Origin of the sequence: Streptomyces lomondensis (genome assembly GCF_014651035.1) — a bacterium.
In the GTDB taxonomy this organism is placed as follows: Bacteria; Actinomycetota; Actinomycetes; order Streptomycetales; family Streptomycetaceae; genus Streptomyces; species Streptomyces lomondensis.
Genome location: NZ_BMWC01000002.1, coordinates 62,127 through 82,874 on the forward strand (window position 1 = coordinate 62,127; position 20,748 = coordinate 82,874).

The following is a 20,748-nucleotide window of genomic DNA, read 5'->3' on the forward strand; positions in this document are numbered from 1 at the left end:
GATTCCCCACGACCACAGGGAGCCATCGCCGCACATGGACAGCACCGCAACCGCCTCGCTCGCCTCCCTCTGGGACGAGGTCTCCGGCACCCAGCCCGACCCCGACCTCTGGGTGGTGATCGCGACCCTGGTCGCCGCGCTCGCCGTGGTGATCCCGCACGGCCTGTGGCGTATCTCCCGCAACGCCATCACCATCGCCCACGAGGGCGGCCACGGGCTCGTGGCCCTGCTCAGCGGCCGCACCCTCACGGGCATACGGCTGCACTCGGACACCAGCGGCCTGACCGTCAGCCGCGGCAAGCCGTACGGCATCGGCATGATCCTCACCGCCGCCTCCGGCTACACCGCCCCGCCCCTGCTCGGCCTCGGCGGCGCGGCCCTGCTCGGCGCCGGCCGCATCACGCTCCTGCTGTGGCTGGCCACGGCCCTGCTGCTCGCCATGCTCGTGATGATCCGCAACGCCTACGGCGCCCTCACCATGATCGTCACCGGCGGGCTGTTCGTCCTGGTGTCCTGGCTGGCCGGCCCCCAGGTCCAGGCGGCGTTCGCGTACGCGGTGGTGTGGTTCCTGCTGCTCGGCGGGGTGCGTCCGGCGTTCGAGCTCCAGGCGAAGCGGGCGCGGGGCGGGGCGGGCGACTCGGACGCGGACCAGTTGTCGCGGCTGACGCACGTACCGGCGGGGTTGTGGTTCTTCCTGTTCCACGCGGTGTCGCTGTGCTCGCTGATAGGCGGAGGACGCTGGCTCCTGGCGCTGTGACGCGCCACGGGGAGGCAGCGCGGGGGCGCGGGGCTGCGTCGATGTGCGGCCTCCGCCGCGTGGCGCGACCGGCCCCACGGCGCCGCACCCGCACGACGGCCTGCTTATAAAGTAAAGGCATGGCCCCGAACACCGCAGACACCGCCCTCTGGCCCGCCCCGCACGCGAGCGGAGCCGTCGACGCGACGGTCCACGTGCCCGGGTCCAAGTCGGTCACCAACCGCGCCCTGGTCCTCGCCTCCCTCGCCTCCGAGCCCGGCTGGCTGCGCCGCCCGCTGCGCTCCCGCGACACCCTGCTGATGGCCGGCGCGCTGCGCGCGATGGGCATCGAGATCGAGGAGGGCGTGGGCCCCGACGGCACGGGCGAGGCCTGGCGGGTGCTCCCCACGGACCTGCGCGGCCCGGCCACGGTCGACGTGGGCAACGCCGGCACGGTGATGCGGTTCCTGCCGCCGGTCGCCGCGCTCGCCGACGGCCCCGTCCGCTTCGACGGCGACTCCCGCTCCTACGAGCGTCCCCTGAACGGCGTCATCGACGCGCTGCGCCAGCTCGGCGCCCGGATCGACGACGACGGCCGCGGCGCCCTGCCGTTGACCGTGCACGGCGGCGGTGCCCTGGACGGCGGCCCGGTCGCGATCGACGCGTCCTCCTCGTCGCAGTTCGTGAGCGCCCTGCTGCTGTCCGGCCCGCGCTTCAACCAGGGCGTGGAGGTCCGCCACACGGGCGCCACGCTGCCCTCCATGCCGCACATCCGCATGACGGTGGACATGCTGCGCGCGGTCGGCGCCCAGGTGGACACGCCCGAGTCGGGCGGCGAGCCGAACGTCTGGCGGGTGACGCCGGGCGCCCTGCTCGGCCGGGACCTGGTCATCGAGCCGGACCTGTCGAACGCTCAGCCGTTCCTGGCGGCGGCGCTGGTGACCGGCGGCAAGATCGTCATCCCGGACTGGCCGGCCCGCACCACCCAGCCCGGTGACCGGCTGCGCGAGATCTTCACCGAGATGGGCGGTTCCTGCGAACTGACCGAGTACGGGCTCGTGTTCTCCGGCTCCGGCTCGATCCACGGCATCGACGTCGACCTGAGCGAGGTCGGCGAACTGACGCCGGGCATCGCGGCGGTCGCGGCCCTCGCCGACTCCCCGTCGACCCTGCGCGGCGTCGCCCACCTGCGGCTGCACGAGACGGACCGGCTGGCGGCGCTGACGAAGGAGATCAACGAACTCGGCGGTGACGTGACGGAGACCGCCGACGGTCTGCACATCCGCCCGCGCCGCCTGCACGGTGGGATCTTCCACACGTACGACGACCACCGCATGGCCACGGCCGGCGCGGTCATCGGCCTCGCGGTCGAGGGCGTGCAGATCGAGAACGTGGCGACGACGGCCAAGACCCTGCCCGACTTCCCCGACCTGTGGACCGGGATGCTCGGGGCGTAGGACGCAGGGATCACGTCATGCGCCGCTACGGCAAGCACACCGACGAGGACGACATCCGCACCCGTCCCGGCCGCCGGAACACCCGTCCCCGGACGAACATCCGGCCCAAGCACGAGGACGCCGCCGAGGGCCTCGTCCTCACCGTCGACCGGGGCCGTCTGACCTGCCTCGTCGAGGACCGAGTGGTCATGGCGATGAAGGCCCGCGAGCTGGGCCGCAAGGCGGCGGTGGTCGGCGACCGCGTGGCGCTCGTCGGCGACCTGTCCGGCCAGAAGGACACGCTCGCGCGGATCGTGCGCATCGAGGAGCGGACCTCCGTGCTCCGTCGCACGGCGGACGACGACGACCCGTACGAGCGCGTGGTCGTCGCCAACGCCGACCAGCTGGCCGTCGTCACCGCCCTGGCCGACCCCGAGCCCCGGCCGCGCCTGATCGACCGCTGCCTGGTCGCCGCCTACGACGGCGGCCTGGACCCGCTGCTGGTGCTGACCAAGTCGGACCTCGCCCCGCCCGACAAGCTGCTGGAGCTGTACGGCGACCTCGACATCCCCTTTGTCGTCACCAGCCGCGCGGAGCTGGAGTCCGGCGTCGCCGTCGACCGGGTGCGCGAGCAGCTCGACGGCAAGATCACCGCGTTCGTCGGCCACTCCGGCGTCGGCAAGACGACCCTGGTCAACGCGCTGGTGCCGCAGGAGCGGCGGCGTTCGACCGGGCATGTGAACGCGGTGACGGGCCGTGGCCGCCACACCACCACCTCCGCGCTGGCGCTACCGCTGTCCGGCGGCGACGGCTGGGTGATCGACACGCCGGGCGTACGGTCCTTCGGGCTCAACCACGTGGACCCGTCCCGGGTCATCCACGCCTTCCCCGACCTGGAGCCGGGCACCGAGGGCTGCCCGCGCGCGTGCAGTCACGACGAGCCGGACTGCGCGCTCGACGCGTGGGTGACCGAGGGGCACGCCGATCCGGCCCGGCTGTACTCGCTGCGGCGGCTGCTGGCCACGCGGGAGCGCACGGAAGGCGACTGACCTCCGGGTTGTTTGTGATGGCGTGCGGACGGTAAGTGCATAATCGCACCAAGCCGGATGCAAGCCTGAGCAAAACGCGACGAAGCGGTCACTGAACGTGGGCTGCGGGAGGACATCACATGGCGTGGCTGCTGGTCATCGTGGCCGGGTTGCTCGAGACCGGTTTCGCCGTGTGCCTGAAGTTGTCACACGGCTTCACACGGCTGTGGCCGACGGTCGCGTTCTGCGTCTTCGCCCTCGGCAGTTTCGGGCTGCTGACGCTGGCTCTGAAGCGGCTCGACGTGGGGCCCGCCTATGCGGTGTGGACCGGCATCGGGGCGGCGGGGACGGCCATCTACGGCATGGTGTTCCTGGGCGACCTGGTGTCGACGCTGAAGATCGTGTCGATCAGCCTGGTCATCATCGGCGTGATCGGGCTGCAGTTGTCGGGCTCGGCGCACTGACGCCCCGTCAGCCGGGTTGCCGGTGCAGGGCGCTGCGGACCAGGTCGGCGACGCCGCCCTCGCCGGGCGGCGCGGCCACGCAGGACAGGGCGAGCCGGACGGCGAGTTCGCAGGAGCGGGCCAGGTCGGCGGTGTCGGACTTGGGCGTGCCCGGTCCGGCCAGGACGGTGACGGCGCGGTCGCGGACGAGTGCGACGAAGTCACCGGGTGTGGGCAGGGGGCCGTCGGCGCGGCGCTGGGCGGGTACGGCGGAGGTGGAGGGGACGGCCGACAGGGTCGGGGAGGGCAGCCGTTCGCTCCAGCAGCCGGTGAGCATGGCGCGGACGAGGGCGTTGTCGCGGGCCGCGGAGGTGGTCCACTCGGCGGTGGCGGTGAGCCGGTCGCGGGGGTCGCTGGGCCCGGCGAGCGCGCGGTCGACCCCGGCGAGATAGCCGTCGGCTTCCCTTCTCACGAGCGCCCGGGCGAGTCCGTCCTTGCTGCCGAACTCGTTGTACAGCGTCTGCCGGGACACTCCGGCCGCCGCGGCCACGTCCACCATCCGTACGGCGGACCACGGCCGGCGCGCCAGCGCCGTGTAAGCGGCGTCCAGTAGAGATTCCCGCGCTGCTGGCATCATCGCCTCCCCTTGGGGCGAGCGGCTCTGCGCCCAGATTTGACGCGCGTGAAACCACTGTCAAGGGTTCGCGAACGCATGCGGGGGCGCGTTTCGGCCGCGTCGCGCGGGCGGTTGGCCGCGCGGAGCACCTCGCCGCACCGAGTTGCGCACCCACCCGCCCCCGGCACCCACACCTCGCCCCCTCAAGCGGGCGCCCCACCACTCCCCCACCCACACAAACCCCCTGTAGCCCCACCCCCACCTCGGCAGATAGGTTCGTCACATGCCCGACTACCTCGACGACCTGCGCTTCGCCCACGTCCTCGCCGACGCCGCGGACGCCGCGACGACGGACCGGTTCAAGGCCCTCGACCTCAAGGTCGAGACCAAACCGGACATGACCCCGGTGAGCGAAGCGGACAAGGCCGCGGAAGAACTCATCCGCGGCCAGCTCCAGCGCGCCCGCCCCCGGGACGCGATCCTCGGCGAGGAGTACGGCGTCGAGGGCACCGGCCCCCGGCGCTGGGTGATCGACCCCATCGACGGCACCAAGAACTACGTACGCGGCGTCCCCGTCTGGGCCACCCTCATCTCGCTCATGGAAGCCGGCGAGGGCGGCTTCCAGCCGGTCGTCGGCGTCGTCTCCGCCCCCGCGCTCGGCCGCCGCTGGTGGGCCGCGAAGGGCCACGGCGCGTTCTCCGGCCGCAGCCTCACCAAGGCCTCCCGGCTGCACGTCTCCCGCGTCTCCAAGCTCTCCGACGCCTCCTTCGCGTACTCCTCGCTGAGCGGCTGGGAGGAGCAGGGCCGTCTGGACGGCTTCCTGGACCTCACCCGCGAGGTGTGGCGCACGCGCGCGTACGGCGACTTCTGGCCCTACATGATGGTCGCGGAGGGCTCCGTCGACATGTGCGCCGAGCCGGAGCTGTCCCTGTGGGACATGGCCGCCAACGCGATCATCGTCACGGAGGCCGGCGGCACCTTCACCGGGCTCGACTCCCGCCCGGGCCCGCACAGCGGCAACGCGGCCGCGTCGAACGGCCTGCTGCACGACGAGTTGCTCGGATACCTCAACCAGCGCTACTGAACGCCCCCTTGTTGACCCTCCCTTTGCCTGCCACTCTGGGAGTCCCCCCACTTGTGAACTTGTGAAACGCTGAACAAACGGCGGGGACACTCCCAGGAGGTGGCTCCATCCATGCTCGTCCGTGACGCCATGAGCACCGTCGTCCTCACCATCGGCCCGACCCATACGCTCCGCCAGGCCGCCGCGCTGATGTCCGCCCGCCGGGTGGGCGCGGCCGTCGTCCACGACCCCGACGCCGGCGGCATCGGCATCCTCACTGAACGCGACATCCTCAACTCCGTGGGCCGGGGCCAGGACCCGGACACCGAGCGCGCCCACGCCCATACCACCACCGACGTCGTGTTCGCCGCCCCGACCTGGACCCTGGAGGAGGCGGCCGGCGCCATGACGCACGGCGGTTTCCGTCACCTCATCGTGCTGGACCGCGACGAGCCCGCCGGCATCGTCTCGGTCCGCGACATCATCCGCTGCTGGGCACCGGCGCGACAGCAGGTTCCGGCGTAACAGCACGGACGGGCCGGGCCCCCCTTCCGGGGACCCGGCCCGTGCACCACCGCAAGCGGTCCAGCGCTGGAGTTCAGCCGCGCAGGGCTTGGACCGCGGCCTCCAGCCGCTTGCCGTAGTCCCCGTCGGCCCGACGGAAGTTGTCGATCGCCCGCTCGACGATGTCGTCGCGCGAGACCTTGGCGATGAAGCCCGCCAGGTTGGCGATCAGGCGCTCCTTCTCGTCCTGCGACATGAGCCGGTAGAGGTTGCCCGCCTGCACGAAGTCGTCGTCCTCGGCGTGGACCGGCGCGGGGTGGTTGCCCGTGGCGCCGCTCACGGCCGTGGCGGACCACAGCGGACGGTCCGTCTGGAACGGGCCGCCGAAGCTGTTCGGCTCGTAGTTCTTCGCGCCCTTGTGGCGGCCGTCGTAGAGATACCCGTCACGGGAGTTGGTGCGCGCCACGGTGGCGTGCGGGCGGTTCACCGGCAGGTGGTCGGCGTTGATGCCGACGCGGTAGCGGTGGGCGTCGCCGTAGGCGAACAGGCGGCCCTGGAGCATCTTGTCCGGCGACGGGCCGATGCCCGGCACGAAGTGGGCGGGGCTGAAGATCGACTGCTCGACCTCGGCGAAGATGTTCTCCGGGTTGCGGTTGAGCTCCAGCTTGCCGATCTCGACGACCGGGTAGTCCGCGTGCGGCCAGACCTTGGTCAGGTCGAACGGGTTGAAGCGGTACGTCGCCGCCTCGGCCACCGGCATGATCTGCACGCCGACCGTCCAGGTCGGGTATTCGCCGCGCTCGATGGCCTCGCGCAGGTCGCGCTGGTGGGAGTCGGGGTCCTCACCGGCGAGCCGGGCGGCCTCCGCGCTGGTCAGGTTCTTGATGCCCTGGTCCGTCTTGAAGTGGTACTTCACCCAGAAGGCCTCGCCGGCCGCGTGGACTCGGGCGACAGGCTCCAAAAGTCCCAGACGTTGTCCGCCTCGGTCGAGCCGGTGTACGGGTCGCGCTTCTGGGTGTGGATGAAGTCCGGGAACTTGATGGCGTCCTTGATGAAGAACACCGGGGTGTTGTGAAGGTGCCGTAGGCGCCCGCACCGCGCGTGTGCACCACGCGCTCCGGGATGCGCTCGCGGTTGAAGTGGGCGAGCTTCTCCAGCAGGAGCTGGTCCTGGACGAGCACCGGGCCGCCGACGCCCGCGGTCTCGCTGTTCTGGTTGTCGGCTACCGGAGCCCAGGCCTCCATCGTCACGATCCTACAATAGACAATGTCTAAAGCAAGCAAGCTTCTAAAGTCACACCTGTTCGGGACCTGGTCCCCTTTGCTGTTAGGCTGGTGGCCATGAGTGACCTTCTGGAACGGCTGCGCGGACGCGGATGGCGGATGACCGCGCAGCGGCGCGTCGTGGCCGAGGTCCTCGACGGCGAACACGTCCATCTGACGGCCGACGAGGTCCACGCCCGGGCCGTCGCCAAGCTGCCCGAGATCTCCCGGGCGACCGTCTACAACACGCTCGGCGAGCTCGTCTCCCTCGGCGAGGTGCTGGAGGTCTCCACCGACCAGCGCGCCAAGCGGTACGACCCGAACGCCCACCGGCCGCACCACCACCTGGTCTGCGCCCAGTGCGGCGCGATCCGCGACGTCCACCCGGTCGGCAACCCGCTGGCGGACCTCCCGGACTCGGAGCGCTTCGGCTTCACGGTCTCCGACGTCGAGGTGACCTACCGCGGCGTCTGCCCGAACTGCGCGGCCGCCTAGTTCTGTCACGCGTAAGCCCCGGCACCCTGGGTGCCGGGGCTTTTTCGCTGCTCACGCGGACCGCTGAAGCCCGGGGAAAACACCGAGGGCCGGAACCCTTTCGGATTCCGGCCCTCGGCCTTCAGTAGCGGGGACAGGATTTGAACCTGCGACCTCTGGGTTATGAGCCCAGCGAGCTACCGAGCTGCTCCACCCCGCGTCGGTGAATGCAACGTTACGTCAACGACGAGGACAGATGCAAATCGCTTAACCGCTGGTCCCGCGAGCAGGGGGTACCCCCAGGCGGCAGGGGTGGGTCCCAACGCCGAGCACCCTCCAGCCCGGCCCACCTCAGGCAGCCCCTACGCAGACAGCTCCTGCCGCAACGCGTCCCGCAACCGGGCCGCCCGCTCAGCCACGGACGCCGGCCCCAGGGACACCGCCCGATCGGCCCACCGCTGCCCCTCCGCCAGCTCTCCCCGACGCGCGTAGACCAGGGCCAGCCGCAACGCCGCCCGCCCGTGCCCGGCATCAGCCGCCCGCGTCCACCACACCGCCGCCTCGGGCTCACTCCCCTCCCGGGCGAGCAGCAGCCCGAGATTGAACGCCCCGTTGCGCGACCCGGCCTCGGCCGCCTCCCGGTACCACCGAGCCGCCTCGACGACATCGCCCCGGGCCGCCGCCAGCATGCCCACCCGGACCTGCGCCCGCCGGTGCCCCTGCGAGGCGGCCCGCTCGTACCACTCCTCGCACTCGCTCCGCCGGTGCACCGGCTCCCCGAGCTCATGCGCCGGCTCCGGCGGCCGGCGCGCGTCGAGCACGGTCGCCAGCCGGTACGCCGCCTCCGCGCTCCCGCCTCCGGCCGCGCAGCGCAGATGCCGCTCGGCCTCCTGCTCGTCGCCGTCCCGCAGCCGCGCCATGCCGACCTGGAGCGCCGCCTCCGTGTGCCCGGCGGCCGCGGCCCGCTCGTACCAGCGCAGCGCGGCCTTCTCCTCGCCCCGCCCGGCGTGCAGGATGCCCAGGTTGAACGCGGCGTCCACGCTCCCGGCCTCGGCGGCCTTGGAGAACCACGGCTCCGCGCCCGCCTCGTCCCCGCCCCGCAGCAGCAGGATCGCCAGCGCGTTCGCGGCCTCCCGGTGCCCGGCGTAGGCCGCGCGCCGGTACCACTGCTCGGCCTGCGTGGTGCGCCCCTGCTCGGCGCAGAGCAGCCCGAGGTTGTACGCGCCGTTCACATCGCCCGCGTCCATCGCGGCCCGGTACCACCGCTCGGCGGTCTGGGTCTCGCCCCGCTCGGCGTGCAGCGCGCCCAGCGCGTTCGCCGCGTTGCCGTCGCCGTCCTGCGCGGCCCGCAGCCACCACACGGCGGCGTTCTCCGTGTCGCCCGCGTCGCGCAGCAGGAAGCCGAGCGCGCAGGCGGCCCGCGCCTCGCCGTCCTTGGCGGACGTCAGGTACCAGCGGCCGGCCTCCTTGAGCTCGCCGCGCTTCTCCAGGAGCGTCCCGAGGTGCAGCGCGGCACGCCGGTGGCCGCGCGCGGCGGCCTGCCGGTACCACTGCTCGGCCTCCTCGGGCACCTGGACACCGTTGTCACCGCCGGTCTCCCGCGCCGCCTTGCGGTCCAGTGCCCGCGCCAGCCGGTAGGCCGCCTCCCGGTGCCCGCGCTCGGCCGCGACCCGCATCCACTGCTCGGCACCGGCGTCACCGCGGTGCTCCAGCAGGTCGGCGAGGGCGTAGGCGCCCAGGGTGTGGCCCTGTTCGGCGGACTGGCGCAGCCAGTACTCGGCGGCGGGTTCGTCACCGCGCTCGCGGTGGTGCCGGCCGAGGGCGTGCGCGGCGGCCGCGGATCCGGCGACGGCGGCGATCCGCCACCATCCGGCGGCCTCGTCGGCGTATCCGCGCTGGTGGAGGAGGACTCCGAGGTTGTTGGCGGCGGCCCGGTCACCCGCGGCGGTGGCGGCACGCAGATGGGGCTCGGCACCGTCGAGATCACCGCGGCGCAGCAGCATGGCCCCGAGGACACTCATCGCCTCGACGTCGCCGGCCTCGGCGGCGAGCCGCTGACGCAGCTCTTCGGCCGCCTCGTCGGCGAGTTCCCCGGTCTCGTCCGGGGTATCGGTGTCCTCCCGGCTGGAAGGCTGCACAAAACGCCCTGTCTCGAACAGAGTTGCCTTGTCCCCCATAACGTCCATCGTCGCACCACCTGCAACCTGGGTACACCTGGTATACCGCAGCCAGTGAGGTCACTACAGCGTTTTGTCGACATGCCCACAGAGAGACAAGTCAAACACAGACTTCCCAACTCCCCCCGTCGGCACGGCCGCAGGCCGCACCAGCACATGCGTTCACACATCACGAAGGCCCGGATTCCTGTGTGGAATCCGGGCCTTCGGTGTCGCTCCGTCACTCGGACTTCGCGACTTCAGTAGCGGGGACAGGATTTGAACCTGCGACCTCTGGGTTATGAGCCCAGCGAGCTACCGAGCTGCTCCACCCCGCGCCGTTGTGTTCACAACCGTATCACGGCGCGGGGTGGGCATTTGACCAGGCCAGGCCCTAACTGCTCGGCTTCGGGCTCGGACTGCCGCTCGGGCTGGCGCTGGGGCTGCCACTGGGCTTGCTCTCGCCGCCCCCGGCACCCGCGCGGTCCGCGGCGGCCTGCGCCTGCTCGGCCCGCTGGAGGGCGTCCTCCAGGTCCTCCTGCGCCCGGCCGTACGCCTCCCAGTCGTTGTTCTTCAGGGCCTCCTGGCCCGCGTCGAACGCCTTCTGGGCGTCTTCCAGGGCCTGTGCGACCGTCGGGTCGTCGGACGTCGGCGGCGGTGTCGTCGTATCGCCCTCGTCCGGCGGCTCCGGTGTCGCGCCCTCCGCCCCGAAGACCTTGTTGAGGGCCTCCTCGAGCGTGTTCTCGAAGGCGGTCTGGCCTCCGTAGGTGACCAGCACCTTGCGCAGCAGCGGGTACTTCAGTCCACCACCGCGTACGTAGACCGGCTCCACGTACAGCAGTCCGCCGTCGAGCGGCACCGTCAGCAGGTTGCCGTACTCCACTTCGGAGTCGCCGCCTCTGAGGAGCCTGATGGACTCGGCGATGTCCTCTTGGGAGTTGAACTGGCTCTGGACCTGCTTGGGTCCGTTGACCGTCGTGTTCGTCGGCAGTTTCAGGATTCTGATCTTGCCGTAGTCACTGGTGCCGGCCTCGGCGTCGACCGCCATGAAGGCGCTGAGGTTGTCCCGGCCGTTGGGCGTGAAGGTCGTCGTCAGCGAGAACGCCTGCGCCTGCTGGTCGGGCATCTTCATGCTCAGGTAGTACGGCGGCACCGCGCTGCCCGACCGGTTCGTCGGGTCGTCCGGCACCTGCCACACCTCGCTGCCGCTGAGGAACGTCGTCGCGTCCTTCACGTGGTAGCGCGTGAGCAGCTCCCGCTGGACCTTGAACAGGTCCTGGGGGTAACGCAGATGGTCCATCAGCGACTTGGAGATGTCGCTCTTGGGCTCCACCGTGTCCGGGAAGGCCTTCATCCAGGTCTTCAGGACCGGGTCCTGGGTGTCCCACTGGAAGAGCTTGACCTCGCCGGTGTACGCGTCGACGGTCGCCTTCACCGAGTTGCGGATGTAGTTGACCTGGTTCTGCTGGGCCACCACCGCGCGGTTGTCGTTGGTGGCGGTCAGCGAGTCGGCCGTGGTGTCCCCGAGGGTCGTACGCGAGGAGTACGGGTAGCCGTTCGTCGTCGTGTAGGCGTCGACGATCCACTGGATACGGCCGTCCACGACCGCGGGGTAGGCGTCGCCGTCGATGGTCAGCCAGGGGGCGACCGCCTCGACGCGCTCCTTGGGCGTGCGGTTGTACAGGATCCGCGAACCGTCCCCGATGGCACCGGAGTACAGGATCTGCGGCTCGCCGAGCGCCACCGCGTACGCGGCCCGGTTGACCGGGTTGGAGAGGTTGACCCCGCTGTCGCCCTTGTAGCTGGTGGTCTTCTCGCCGTTGTCGTCGGAGTAGTCGATCTCCTTCTGGGGACCGCCGACGATCGAGTACGTGGTGGTCTTCTCGCCGTAGTAGACCCGCTGCTCGTACGTGCCGAGCTGGCCCTTGGAGGGCAGGTCGGACTCGGTGAAGACCGGGCGGCCCTGGGCGTCGGCGCTGGTGCCCTCGGCGGCGACCACTCCGTATCCGTGCGTGTAACGGAAGTGGTTGTTGATCCAGTTCTTCTTCGGGATGCCCGCGAGGTTCAGCTCGCGCAGGCCGATGACCGTGTCCTGGTCCTTGCCGTCCTTCGTGTAGCGGTCCACGTCCAGGTTGTTCGGGAACGCGTAGTAGTTCCTGATCTGCTGGAGCTGCTGAAAGGTCGGCGAGACGATGTTCGGGTCCATGATCCGGATGCTCGCCGTGGAGTCGACGTCATCGCGGAGCGTGGCCTTGTCCTCGGTCTTGCTCGTGCCCGAGTAGTCGGTGACCTTGGTGCCGTCGATGCCGTAGGCCTTGCGCGTCGCCTCGAGGTTCTTCGCGACGTACGGCGCCTCCTTGGCCTGCTCGTTCGGCTGGACCTGGAACTTCTGCACGATGGCCGGGTAGAGGCCGCCGATGAGGATCGCGGAGAGCACCATCAGGCCGAAGCCGATCACGGGCAGCTGCCAGGTGCGCCGCCACAGGGTGGCGAAGAACAGCAGCGCGCAGATGACGGCGATGCAGAACAGGATCGTCTTGGCCGGCAGGTAGGCGTTGGCGTCGACGTACCGCAGGCCCGTCCAGTTGTCCGTCGCTCTGAAGTCGCTGGACTTCACCGCGAGTCCGTACCGGTCGAGCCAGTACGCGACCGCCTTCAGGGCCACGAAGATCCCGATGAGCACCGACAGGTGCCCGGTGGCGGCCGCCGTGGCGCGGGCTCCGGGGCTGGTGACGCGCAGCCCGCCGTAGAGGTAGTGGGTGAGCGCGGCGGCGATCACGGAGAGGATCGCGGCGGCGAAGCCGAAGCCGAGCAGGAACCGGTACCAGGGCAGGTCGAAGGCGTAGAAGGAGACGTCCAGCCTGAACTGGGGGTCCTTCTGGCCGAAGGGCACGCCGTTGACCCACATCAGCCACGTCCGCCACTGGCCGGACGCGGAGGCGCCGGCGATCAGGCCCACCAGGGCCGTGATCCCGAGCAGCAGCCACTTCTTGTAGGGCGCGATGCCCATCCGGTAGCGGTCGAGGTTCTGCTGCTCCATCGACATGGCGCTCAGCGGCGGCCGCATCCGGTGGGCCAGCCAGATGTTGAAGCCGACCGCGAGGGCCATGAGCAGGCCGAAGACGAAGAAGAGCCCGATCTTGGTCCACAGGGTCGTGGTGAAGACCGACGAGTACCTCACCGACCGGTACCAGAGCCAGTCCGTCCAAAAGCCCGCGAACATGGTGAACGCCATGCCGAGGACGGCCAGGACGCCCAGCGTCATGAGCAGGGTCCGGACACGCCGGGACGGGCGGCCCACTCTGATCCGCGGCCCTGTCGGGCCTCCGCCGCGGTCCGGCATCTGGAAAGCCAAGGTGCGCACCTCGAAGTTCGCTGTCGATTCGTCAGGCCCGCGTCTTCACGGACCGTCCGTGGCCCCCGTGATCGTGGGCCCCCACCTATGCAACTTACTCACCGTTTACTCGGTTCCCGATTCCGGCCGGGAACGAGGCAGGATTGTGACCATGTCCAACACTCCCATGGCTGCGAACCCGCTCACCCGGGCCGTGCTCGAGATCGACGAGTACGTCTCCGGCCTCGGCTGGGACCAGCCGGCCCGCCTTTTCGCCCTCGTCGACACCGCACGGCTGCGGGCCGAACAGCCCTCGCTCGCCGACCGGCTCGGTCTGGGGGACGAGCCGGAGCAATCCGGCCTGACCCCGATCGAGCAGGATGAGATTCCAACGGGCAAGCCGCTCGACGAGTTCCTCGCCACCATCGCCTGGCCCGACGCGGTGGCCGGCTGTGCCCTCGCCGTGGAGCGCCTGATGCTGCCGCCGTCCGCCGAGGCCCAGGTCCCGAAGGATCTGAGCGGGGCGGCGCTGACGAAGTGGGTGGCGGAGCACCCGGACCGCCAGGAGGTCCGGATGACGGTCGCGGTCCTGCGCGACGGCACCCGCGAGTCGGCCCTGCGCCTGCGCGAGAAGGACTCCCCCACGGAGGTCCTCACCGGCTCCGACCTGGTCCCCGGCCTGGCGGAGGCACTGACGGCGACGTTCGAGGACTAGGGCCTGTCGTCCGGATCAGCACTTCGGCAGATCGGCGGTGTCGCCGCTGCGGATGTCCTTCAGGGCGCCGAGGGCGTCCTGGATGGTGTTCACCTTGATGAGGGTGAGGCCCCCGGGGGTGTCCTTGGCGGCGGCCGCGCAGTTGTCGGCGGGCGTCAGGAAGTACTGGGCGCCCTTGGCCCGAGCCCCTACGGTCTTCATCTCGATGCCGCCGATCGGCCCGACCTTGCCCTGGTCGTCGATCGTGCCCGTGCCGGCGACGAACCTGCCGCCGGTCAGGCTGCCCGGGGTGAGCTTGTCGTAGATGCCGAGCGCGAACATCAGACCGGCGCTCGGCCCGCCGACATCGGCCAGCTTGATGTCGATGGTGAACGGGAACGTGTGGTCGGTGCCCGCGGAGATCCCGACGATCGCGCGCTTCTCGCCGGTATCGTCGGAGGTCGTGGTGGTGATCGTGACGTCCTGCGTCTTGGTCGGCGTCCGCTTCTCCTTCTCCGCGGCGGCCTGTTCCTTGGCCGGCACGATCGTGAAGCGGACGTCCTGGCCGGGCCTGTGCTTCGTGACGAGCTCGGCGACGTCGGCCGGCTCCTTCACCGCCGTACCGTCGACGGCCTTGATCACATCCCCCGCGTGCAGCTTGCCCTCGGCCGGCGAGCCCTTGACCACCGTCGAGACGATCACCCACGACTTCACCGGAACGTCGAGTTCCTTCAGGGCGGCGACCTTGGCGCTCTCCTGGGACTGGCTGAACTCCTCGGCGTTCTCCTGGGTGGACTGCTCCTCGGTCTTGCCGTCCGGGTAGAGCGTCTCGCGGGGCACGACCTTGTTGTCGTGCGCGAGCCAGCCGTAGACGGCCTCGACCAGGTTCATCCGGTAGTCGGCGCTGGTGACGCGGACCGTGGTCATGTTCAGGTGGCCACTGGTCGCATAGGTCTTCCGGCCCGAGATCTGCAGCACCGGCTCGCCGCCGTGGTCTCCGAGCGTGTTCACCGTCGGCCCCGGGGACATCTCCGCATACGGCACGGGGATGAACACTCCCGCGCACAGGAGCGCGATCAGCATCAGGGTGGAGGCGAGCATCGTCGCGGTGCGGCGTGGCATGACTCGACAGTACGGGACGGTTTTGTCAGCGCACCGTCAGGGCCGCCCGTCCGAGGCGGCCCTGTGGGTTCAGGCGCCTGTGACCTGCTGTTTCTCGGCCGTCAGCTACCCGGCCGGGGCTTCTCCATGGCCTCGCGGAAGCGGGCGTAACCGATGAGTTCCGGGCCGTCCCCGCGGACCTTGCGGGTCCGGTTGGCCCAACTGCCCCAGAGGCCCGCGCCGATCGCAGCCACAAGCGGAATCAGCAACCAGGCGAGCGCCGCCATGCCGACCTCCAACCCCATTGAGCGTCCGCAACTGACTGATCAGCAGATTAACCATCCGCAGTGACAACGCTCACGCCAGGGGTGCGGTTACGCAACCGGAAGACGGCTTCCTGAATCAGCAGGCCTCCGCCCGTCTCCGGTCAGCAGGCCCCCACCCATTCCTCGGTGCCGTCGGAGAACTTCTGGTGCTTCCAGATGGGCACTTCGTGCTTGAGGTCGTCGATCAGCTTCCGGCAGGCCTCGAAGGCCTCGCCGCGATGCGGGCAGGACACGGCGACGACCACGGCGAGGTCCCCGACCCGGAGGTCCCCCACCCGGTGCACGGCCGCCAGCGCCCGCACCGGGAACTCGGCGACGACCTTCTCGGCGATCCGCCGCATCTCGGCCTCGGCGCTCGGGTGGCAGGAATACCCCAGCTCCGCCACGTCGGCGCCGCCGTCGTGGTTCCGCACGGTCCCCACGAAGAGCGCGGTGCCGCCGGCCGCGTCGTCCCCCACCGCCCGGAACACCTCGTCCACGGAGAGGGCCGTGTCCCGAATCCCGATCAGCTTGACCGGGTCCTGCGCGCCCTGCTCGCCTGGATGATCGTTCGTGGATGCCATGCCTCCATCGTGCCGCACGCGACCGACAGCCCGGAATAGAGCTATCGCCCTGCACGCGCGCGTGCGTCTTTGGAGTGTCCTACAGCGGCGTCTCTCAGATCCGGCGCCGGGCCTTCCTCGCCCGCCGCACCACCGCCGCGGCACCCAGCAGCGCCACCGTGGCGCCGGCGGCGCCCGCGGCCGTCGCGTCCTTGCGGCCCAGCCGCCGCCCGGCCACCGTGTGCCGGCCGGAGACCTCCTCCAGGAGCTCGGCCAGCACCTCCTCGTTGGTGTACTGCGGCCGCCACCCGGCGTCGTGCAGCCGGCTCCCGCTCACCACCCAGGGGTACATCGTGTACGCCAGATCCCCCGCCGGTGAGGGCGTGAGGCCGATCCGGTGGAGCCGTGCCGCCGCGCCCAGCGCGACCGCCGACGGCAGCTCCATCCGCCGGATGCCGCTGAGCTCCTCGACCTCCTCCTGCTCCAGCCACCCGTCGCACCCGACGGCCAGTTCCCCGTCGACCTTCTCCAGCACGGCGTACTCCAGCGCGCTGCACAGGTCCTCGACATGGCAGAACTGCCAGGCGGGCCGCGACCCGGCCACGACGAGCAGCCGAGGGGACTCGAAGTACCTGGTCAGTGCGGTGTCCGTGCCGCCGACCAGGACGGCCGGCCGCACCACGGTGACGTTGAGCCCCGGGTGCGCCCGCGGCGCCCGCCGCGCCAGCCGCTCGATCTCCAGCAGGTCTCCGACGCCCGTCGCCTCCGCCGTGGCCCGCAGTTCCGCGTCCTCCGACAGCGGCAGCTCGTTGTCGGGCAGCGCTCCGTAGACCATCGCCGAGGTGCACAGCACCACCCGGTGCACTCCGGCCGCCGCGGCCGCCGTCAGGACGGTCTGCGTCCCCCGTACGTTGTAGGCCGTTCGGGCGGCCGCGTCGGTCTCCAGGTCGAGATCCAGGGCCAGGTGCACCACCACGTCGGCGCCGCGCAGCTTCTCCGCGATGGCCGGATCCCGGACGTCCAGGATGTGCCACTGCGCCGCCGCGCACTCGCCGCGCCGCTCGTCGATGGCCACGACCTGCTTGACCTCGTCGGACGCGGCGAGCTGCTCGGTGAGCAGCGCGCCGACGCCGTACGCGGCGCCGGTGACCGCGACGACGGGTCCGCGCGCCGCGGGGCTCGCGGGACTGGTTGACTGGTTTCGCGCTGCGCGAACCTGCGGATCTGGGGAACTCACCGGGCGTCTCCAGCGGTTGTCTTCAGTACGAGCGCGTGCGACGCGTGCGTACCAGGTGGCATCCATCCTGCCGCAGGCCGTCAGTCGGCGAAGCACCGAGGCCCGATCCGCCCCAGGTGTCTACGCTGGGTGGTGTTGTCGGGCAGCCGTGCCGCCGGAAAGAACCGGCGGCCCTACCAGCCGAGGAATCCCGTGAGTGACACCCCATTCGGATTCGGCCTTCCGCCGGAGGAGCCGGACGACGGCGACGAGGGCAAGAAGAAGGACCAGCAGAGCGGTGGTGGTCAGGGACCTGCCAATCCGTTCGGTTTCGGCGGCCTGCCCGGAGCCGGAGGATTCGGCGGCGGCCCCGGTGGCCCCGGTGCGGACAACCCGTTCGCAGCCATGTTCGGCTCACTGAACCCCACCGACCTGGGCGCCGCGTTCCAGCAGCTGGGCCAGATGCTCTCCTACGAGGGCGGCCCGGTGAACTGGGACATGGCCAAGCAGATCGCCCGCCAGACGGTCTCCCAGGGCAGCCCTGACGGCACCAAGGACACGAGCGTCGGCCCCGCCGAGCGCCGTGCCGTCGAGGAGGCCGTCCGCCTGGCCGACCTCTGGCTCGACGACGCCACGTCCATGCCGTCGGGCGCCGGCTCCGCCGTGGCCTGGAGCCGCGCGGAGTGGGTCGAGGCGACCCTGCCCGCCTGGAAGGAGCTCGTCGACCCGGTCGCCGAGCGCGTCGGCACCGCCATGGGCGACGTCCTGCCGGAGGAGATGCAGGCCATGGCCGGCCCGCTGATCGGCATGATGCGCTCGATGGGCGGCGCCATGTTCGGCACGCAGATCGGGCAGGCCGTCGGCGTGCTCGCCGGCGAGGTCGTCGGCTCGTCCGACATCGGCCTGCCGCTCGGCCCGGCCGGCAAGGCCGCGCTGCTGCCGGTGAACATCGAGTCGTTCGGCAAGGACCTGAGCGTCCCCCAGGAGGAAGTGCGGCTGTATCTCGCCCTGCGCGAGGCCGCCCACCAGCGCCTCTTCGCGCACGTGCCGTGGCTGCGCTCGCATCTGTTCGGCGCGGTCGACGGCTACGCCCGCGGGATCAAGGTCGACACGGCCAAGCTGGAGGACGTGGTCGGCCAGTTCGACCCGCAGAACCCCGAGCAGCTTCAGGAAGCCCTCCAGCAGGGCATGTTCCAGCCGGAGGACACGCCGGAGCAGAAGACCGCCCTGGCCCGTCTGGAGACGGCTCTGGCGCTCGTCGAGGGCTGGGTGGACGCGGTGGTCCACGCCGCCGCGAAGCCCCGTCTGTCGTCCGCCGACGCCCTGCGCGAGACGCTGCGCCGCCGCCGCGCCTCGGGCGGCCCGGCCGAGCAGACGTTCGCCACGCTGATCGGCCTGGAGCTCCGCCCGCGCCGCCTGCGCGACGCCTCCCGCCTGTGGGCCTCGCTCACGGACGCGCGCGGTGTCGACGGCCGGGACGCCCTGTGGGCGCACCCGGACATGCTGCCGACGGCGACCGACCTGGACGACCCGGACGGCTTCGTGCACCGCGAGCAGATCGACTTCTCCGAGCTGGACAAGATGCTCGGCGAGGCGGCGGACAAGCCCGACCTGAGGAAGAAGGACAAGGGCGAGGACAAGAACAAGGGCGACGACGCCGAGTGAGCCTGTACGACGACGCGGTCCTCGTACTGAAGGACTACGAGGACCAGAACGACCTGCGCCAGGCCTACCTGGACCATCTGGCGGATCACCCGGACGGCCTGTGGAAGGCGTGCCACGCCGGCCACATCACGGCGAGCGCCCTGGTCATCGACCCCGAGGGCGGCCGGGTGCTGCTGACGCTGCACCGGAAGCTGCGGATGTGGCTCCAGATGGGCGGCCACTGCGAGCCGGGCGACGCCACGCTCGCGGCGACGGCCCTGCGGGAGGCGACGGAGGAGTCCGGCGTCCCGGGGCTCTCGCTGCTGCCCGGCGGCCCGGTGCGCCTGGACCGGCACCCGATCCCGCCGCCGTGCCACTGGCACTTCGACGTCCAGTACGCGGCCGTGGCACCGCCGGACGCGGGGCACGCGATCAGCGACGAGTCGCTCGATGTGCGCTGGTTCGGCTACGACGAGGTGCCGGAGGTGGCGGACGAGTCGGTCGTACGGCTGCTGGAGGCGACGCGGGCGAGGCTCGCGGCCTGAGCATCTGTAAGGGGCGACCGCCTTGTCGGCCGCCCCTTACATTCGGTCCTGCCGCGGGGTTGCGCCCCCTCAAGGGCGCGGGGAACTGCGCGACCAGCCACGTACGGCCCCGCAGCCAAGACCCGACAGCACAGCCCCCGGACCCAACCGGCCGAACCCGCGGAGCGATCAGCTCCAGACGTTGCCCTGGTTCTGCCCGCGCGCTCCCTGCTGCCCCATGCCGTACTGCGCGGCGAGGCCAGAGCCGATCTGGGCGTTCTGGGGCGGGAGCAGCTCGCTGGGCTGGACCAGCGCGAAGCCGGTGCCCATGAAGCTCAGCTCCCAGCCCTCGCCGGTGTTGCCGCGCCGCCGCCACACCCCTGAGGAGTGCGTCTGGGCCTGCATCTGCACGCGCAGGCTCGTCGACCAGGCGACGATCGCGTCGGCGTCGCAGTTGACGTACTTGTCGGGCGTCACGTGCAGCAGCAGCGGCATGCCCGAGGTCATCAGGGCGACCCTGCCCCGGCCGGTGATGTTGAGCTGGTACTTCCCGGAGCCGGAGATGCCGTACAGGCTGTCCACGGCGATGACCTCGTGGTGCAGGGAGGAGTCCATCGCCAGTACGTAGCTGCTGTCGACGGTGAGGCCGTCCTGGTCCACGTCCATGACGTGGACGTGCTGCTTGAGGTTGGCGAGGTAGACCGTGCCCTGCCCGTGGCAGCGCATCAGGTCGAGTCCCTCACCCGTGTGCGCACGCGCGCGTGCCTGGTCGTTGCTCTGGTACTCGGCGTCGAACTCGACGAGGCCCTGGTAGGCGACCATGGTGCCCTTGCGGGCCAGGATGTCGTCGTGGCCCTCCAGGGTGACGCGCAGCATCTGCTTGTTCTGGAGGCTCCAGCGCTCCTGGGTCTGCTGCTCGTTGTAGGCGAAAATCGGGCTCTGCATGACGTTCTGGCTCCCCCTCAGCCCCGGGCCCGGAGGCGGTCGGTGCTGTCCTCGCTGGGCTGGACGACGACGATGCCCTGACCGGAGAAGGCCATCTGGTAGGCCTCGCCGCTGCCGCGGCCGATCAGAGACTGGGCCCGGAAGCTGCGCTTGCCCTTCACCTTGAGGTTCGGGGACCAGGCGACGAGCGCGTCCGGGTCGACGTAGGTCTCGTCCTCGCCGCCTCCGCAGTCGACGACGATGGGCTTGCCCCGGGAGGTCAGCGCGACCCAGCCCTGGCCGGAGATCTTGGTGTTCCACAGGCCCTGCCCGGCGAACTTCGCCAGGCCCTTGACCCGCTCGACACCCCAGGTGAGGTGGGCGTCGAAGGCGAGCAGGTTGGTGGCGTTGACGGAGATGCCGTCGCCGTTGAGGTTGATGACGACGACGTTCGCGCCGTAGTCGGCGAGGTAGAGCAGGCCGTCGCCGGAGCACTTCATCAGGGGCGCGCCCTCACCGGTGAGCCAGTCCTTGGCGATCTGGCGCACGGCCGGCGGGTTGGGCTCGTACTGGACGAACCCTTCGTAGGCGACCATCGACCCCACGCGCGCGAGGAGGTCGTTTCCGGTCTGCATGGCGACCTTCAGCATGTGGTTGCCGTGGTTCTCCATGCGGGCGGTGACGGGTGCGGGGGCGTGGCCCGCGAGCTGCTGTGTCATGACGGG

Annotated in this window: 19 protein-coding genes, 2 tRNA genes and 1 pseudogene; 10 read left to right on the forward strand and 12 right to left on the reverse strand. The window is 70.9% G+C overall.

Annotation, left to right across the window (positions count from 1 at the left end; genetic code table 11):
- Positions 1-34 precede the first annotated feature (34 nt).
- The 4 genes from IE255_RS07680 (at position 35) to IE255_RS07695 (ending at position 3,664) form a co-directional block, all read left to right on the forward strand.
- Positions 35-757, forward strand: a complete 723-nt coding sequence (locus tag IE255_RS07680) for a M50 family metallopeptidase (RefSeq protein ID WP_190049427.1) — start codon at positions 35-37, stop codon at positions 755-757.
- 119 nt (positions 758-876) lie between these two features.
- Positions 877-2,193 (forward strand): 3-phosphoshikimate 1-carboxyvinyltransferase, encoded by a 1,317-nt coding sequence (gene aroA / locus IE255_RS07685; protein WP_190049428.1) that lies wholly within the window; start codon positions 877-879, stop codon positions 2,191-2,193.
- Between the two features lie 17 nt (positions 2,194-2,210).
- Positions 2,211-3,221 carry a ribosome small subunit-dependent GTPase A gene (gene rsgA, locus IE255_RS07690; protein ID WP_190049429.1) on the forward strand — a complete coding sequence of 337 codons (1,011 nt, stop codon included), beginning with the start codon at positions 2,211-2,213 and terminating at the stop codon, positions 3,219-3,221.
- A gap of 119 nt (positions 3,222-3,340) precedes the next feature.
- On the forward strand, positions 3,341-3,664 hold the full coding sequence (locus IE255_RS07695; protein ID WP_031114375.1) for a DMT family transporter: 324 nt from the start codon (positions 3,341-3,343) through the stop codon (positions 3,662-3,664).
- Between the two features lie 7 nt (positions 3,665-3,671).
- On the opposite strand, the gene IE255_RS07700 is transcribed toward IE255_RS07695, so the two are convergent.
- Entirely contained in the window at positions 3,672-4,280 is a 609-nt protein-coding gene (locus IE255_RS07700; RefSeq protein WP_190049430.1) for a TetR/AcrR family transcriptional regulator, read from the reverse strand.
- A gap of 262 nt (positions 4,281-4,542) precedes the next feature.
- Between IE255_RS07700 and hisN the strand changes: the two genes are divergently transcribed.
- Both hisN and IE255_RS07710 read left to right on the forward strand, forming a co-directional pair.
- Positions 4,543-5,343 (forward strand): histidinol-phosphatase, encoded by an 801-nt coding sequence (gene hisN / locus IE255_RS07705; protein ID WP_190049431.1) that lies wholly within the window; start codon positions 4,543-4,545, stop codon positions 5,341-5,343.
- Between the two features lie 111 nt (positions 5,344-5,454).
- Complete coding sequence (locus tag IE255_RS07710; protein WP_190049432.1) at positions 5,455-5,847, forward strand: CBS domain-containing protein; 393 nt, start codon at positions 5,455-5,457, stop codon at positions 5,845-5,847.
- 73 nt (positions 5,848-5,920) lie between these two features.
- Here IE255_RS07710 and IE255_RS07715 read toward each other — a convergent pair.
- Positions 5,921-7,070: pseudogene (locus IE255_RS07715) on the reverse strand (catalase).
- 96 nt (positions 7,071-7,166) lie between these two features.
- On the opposite strand from IE255_RS07715, the gene IE255_RS07720 reads away from it, so the two are divergent.
- Positions 7,167-7,583, forward strand: a complete 417-nt coding sequence (locus IE255_RS07720; RefSeq protein WP_031114367.1) for a Fur family transcriptional regulator — start codon at positions 7,167-7,169, stop codon at positions 7,581-7,583.
- 125 nt (positions 7,584-7,708) lie between these two features.
- On the opposite strand, the gene IE255_RS07725 is transcribed toward IE255_RS07720, so the two are convergent.
- From IE255_RS07725 to IE255_RS07740, 4 genes are all read right to left on the reverse strand, one after another.
- Positions 7,709-7,782, reverse strand: a tRNA-Met gene (locus IE255_RS07725).
- Positions 7,783-7,924: 142 nt separating this feature from the next.
- Positions 7,925-9,748: a tetratricopeptide repeat protein gene (locus tag IE255_RS07730; protein ID WP_190049433.1), complete on the reverse strand. Its 1,824-nt coding sequence runs from the start codon at positions 9,746-9,748 to the stop codon at positions 7,925-7,927.
- A gap of 234 nt (positions 9,749-9,982) precedes the next feature.
- Positions 9,983-10,056, reverse strand: a tRNA-Met gene (locus IE255_RS07735).
- A gap of 56 nt (positions 10,057-10,112) precedes the next feature.
- A complete protein-coding gene (locus tag IE255_RS07740) occupies positions 10,113-13,061 on the reverse strand; it encodes a UPF0182 family membrane protein (RefSeq protein ID WP_229906361.1) in 2,949 nt (982 codons plus the stop codon).
- Positions 13,062-13,224: 163 nt separating this feature from the next.
- Between IE255_RS07740 and IE255_RS07745 the strand changes: the two genes are divergently transcribed.
- Positions 13,225-13,767, forward strand: a complete 543-nt coding sequence (locus IE255_RS07745) for a PPA1309 family protein (protein ID WP_190049435.1) — start codon at positions 13,225-13,227, stop codon at positions 13,765-13,767.
- 15 nt (positions 13,768-13,782) lie between these two features.
- On the opposite strand, the gene IE255_RS07750 is transcribed toward IE255_RS07745, so the two are convergent.
- From IE255_RS07750 to IE255_RS07765, 4 genes are all read right to left on the reverse strand, one after another.
- Complete coding sequence (locus IE255_RS07750) at positions 13,783-14,868, reverse strand: YlbL family protein (protein ID WP_190049436.1); 1,086 nt, start codon at positions 14,866-14,868, stop codon at positions 13,783-13,785.
- 101 nt (positions 14,869-14,969) lie between these two features.
- Positions 14,970-15,134 (reverse strand): hypothetical protein, encoded by a 165-nt coding sequence (locus IE255_RS07755; protein WP_190049437.1) that lies wholly within the window; start codon positions 15,132-15,134, stop codon positions 14,970-14,972.
- Positions 15,135-15,274: 140 nt separating this feature from the next.
- Positions 15,275-15,736 (reverse strand): molybdenum cofactor biosynthesis protein MoaE, encoded by a 462-nt coding sequence (locus IE255_RS07760; RefSeq protein ID WP_190049438.1) that lies wholly within the window; start codon positions 15,734-15,736, stop codon positions 15,275-15,277.
- A 94-nt stretch (positions 15,737-15,830) separates the two neighbouring features.
- Positions 15,831-16,952, reverse strand: coding sequence for an SDR family oxidoreductase (locus IE255_RS07765; protein ID WP_190049439.1), 1,122 nt, complete (start codon positions 16,950-16,952; stop codon positions 15,831-15,833).
- Between the two features lie 192 nt (positions 16,953-17,144).
- On the opposite strand from IE255_RS07765, the gene IE255_RS07770 reads away from it, so the two are divergent.
- The gene (locus IE255_RS07770; RefSeq protein ID WP_190049440.1) at positions 17,145-18,596 is read left to right on the forward strand and encodes a zinc-dependent metalloprotease; all 1,452 of its coding nucleotides are present in this window, start codon (positions 17,145-17,147) and stop codon (positions 18,594-18,596) included.
- Entirely contained in the window at positions 18,593-19,120 is a 528-nt protein-coding gene (locus IE255_RS07775; RefSeq protein WP_190049441.1) for an NUDIX hydrolase, read from the forward strand. Before IE255_RS07770 ends, IE255_RS07775 begins: the two co-directional genes overlap by 4 nt.
- A 168-nt stretch (positions 19,121-19,288) precedes the next feature.
- Here the strand turns inward: IE255_RS07775 and IE255_RS07780 are convergent, their stop codons facing one another.
- Complete coding sequence (locus tag IE255_RS07780; protein ID WP_190049442.1) at positions 19,289-20,044, reverse strand: AIM24 family protein; 756 nt, start codon at positions 20,042-20,044, stop codon at positions 19,289-19,291.
- Between the two features lie 17 nt (positions 20,045-20,061).
- A complete protein-coding gene (locus IE255_RS07785) occupies positions 20,062-20,742 on the reverse strand; it encodes an AIM24 family protein (RefSeq protein WP_190049443.1) in 681 nt (226 codons plus the stop codon).
- Positions 20,743-20,748 lie beyond the last annotated feature (6 nt).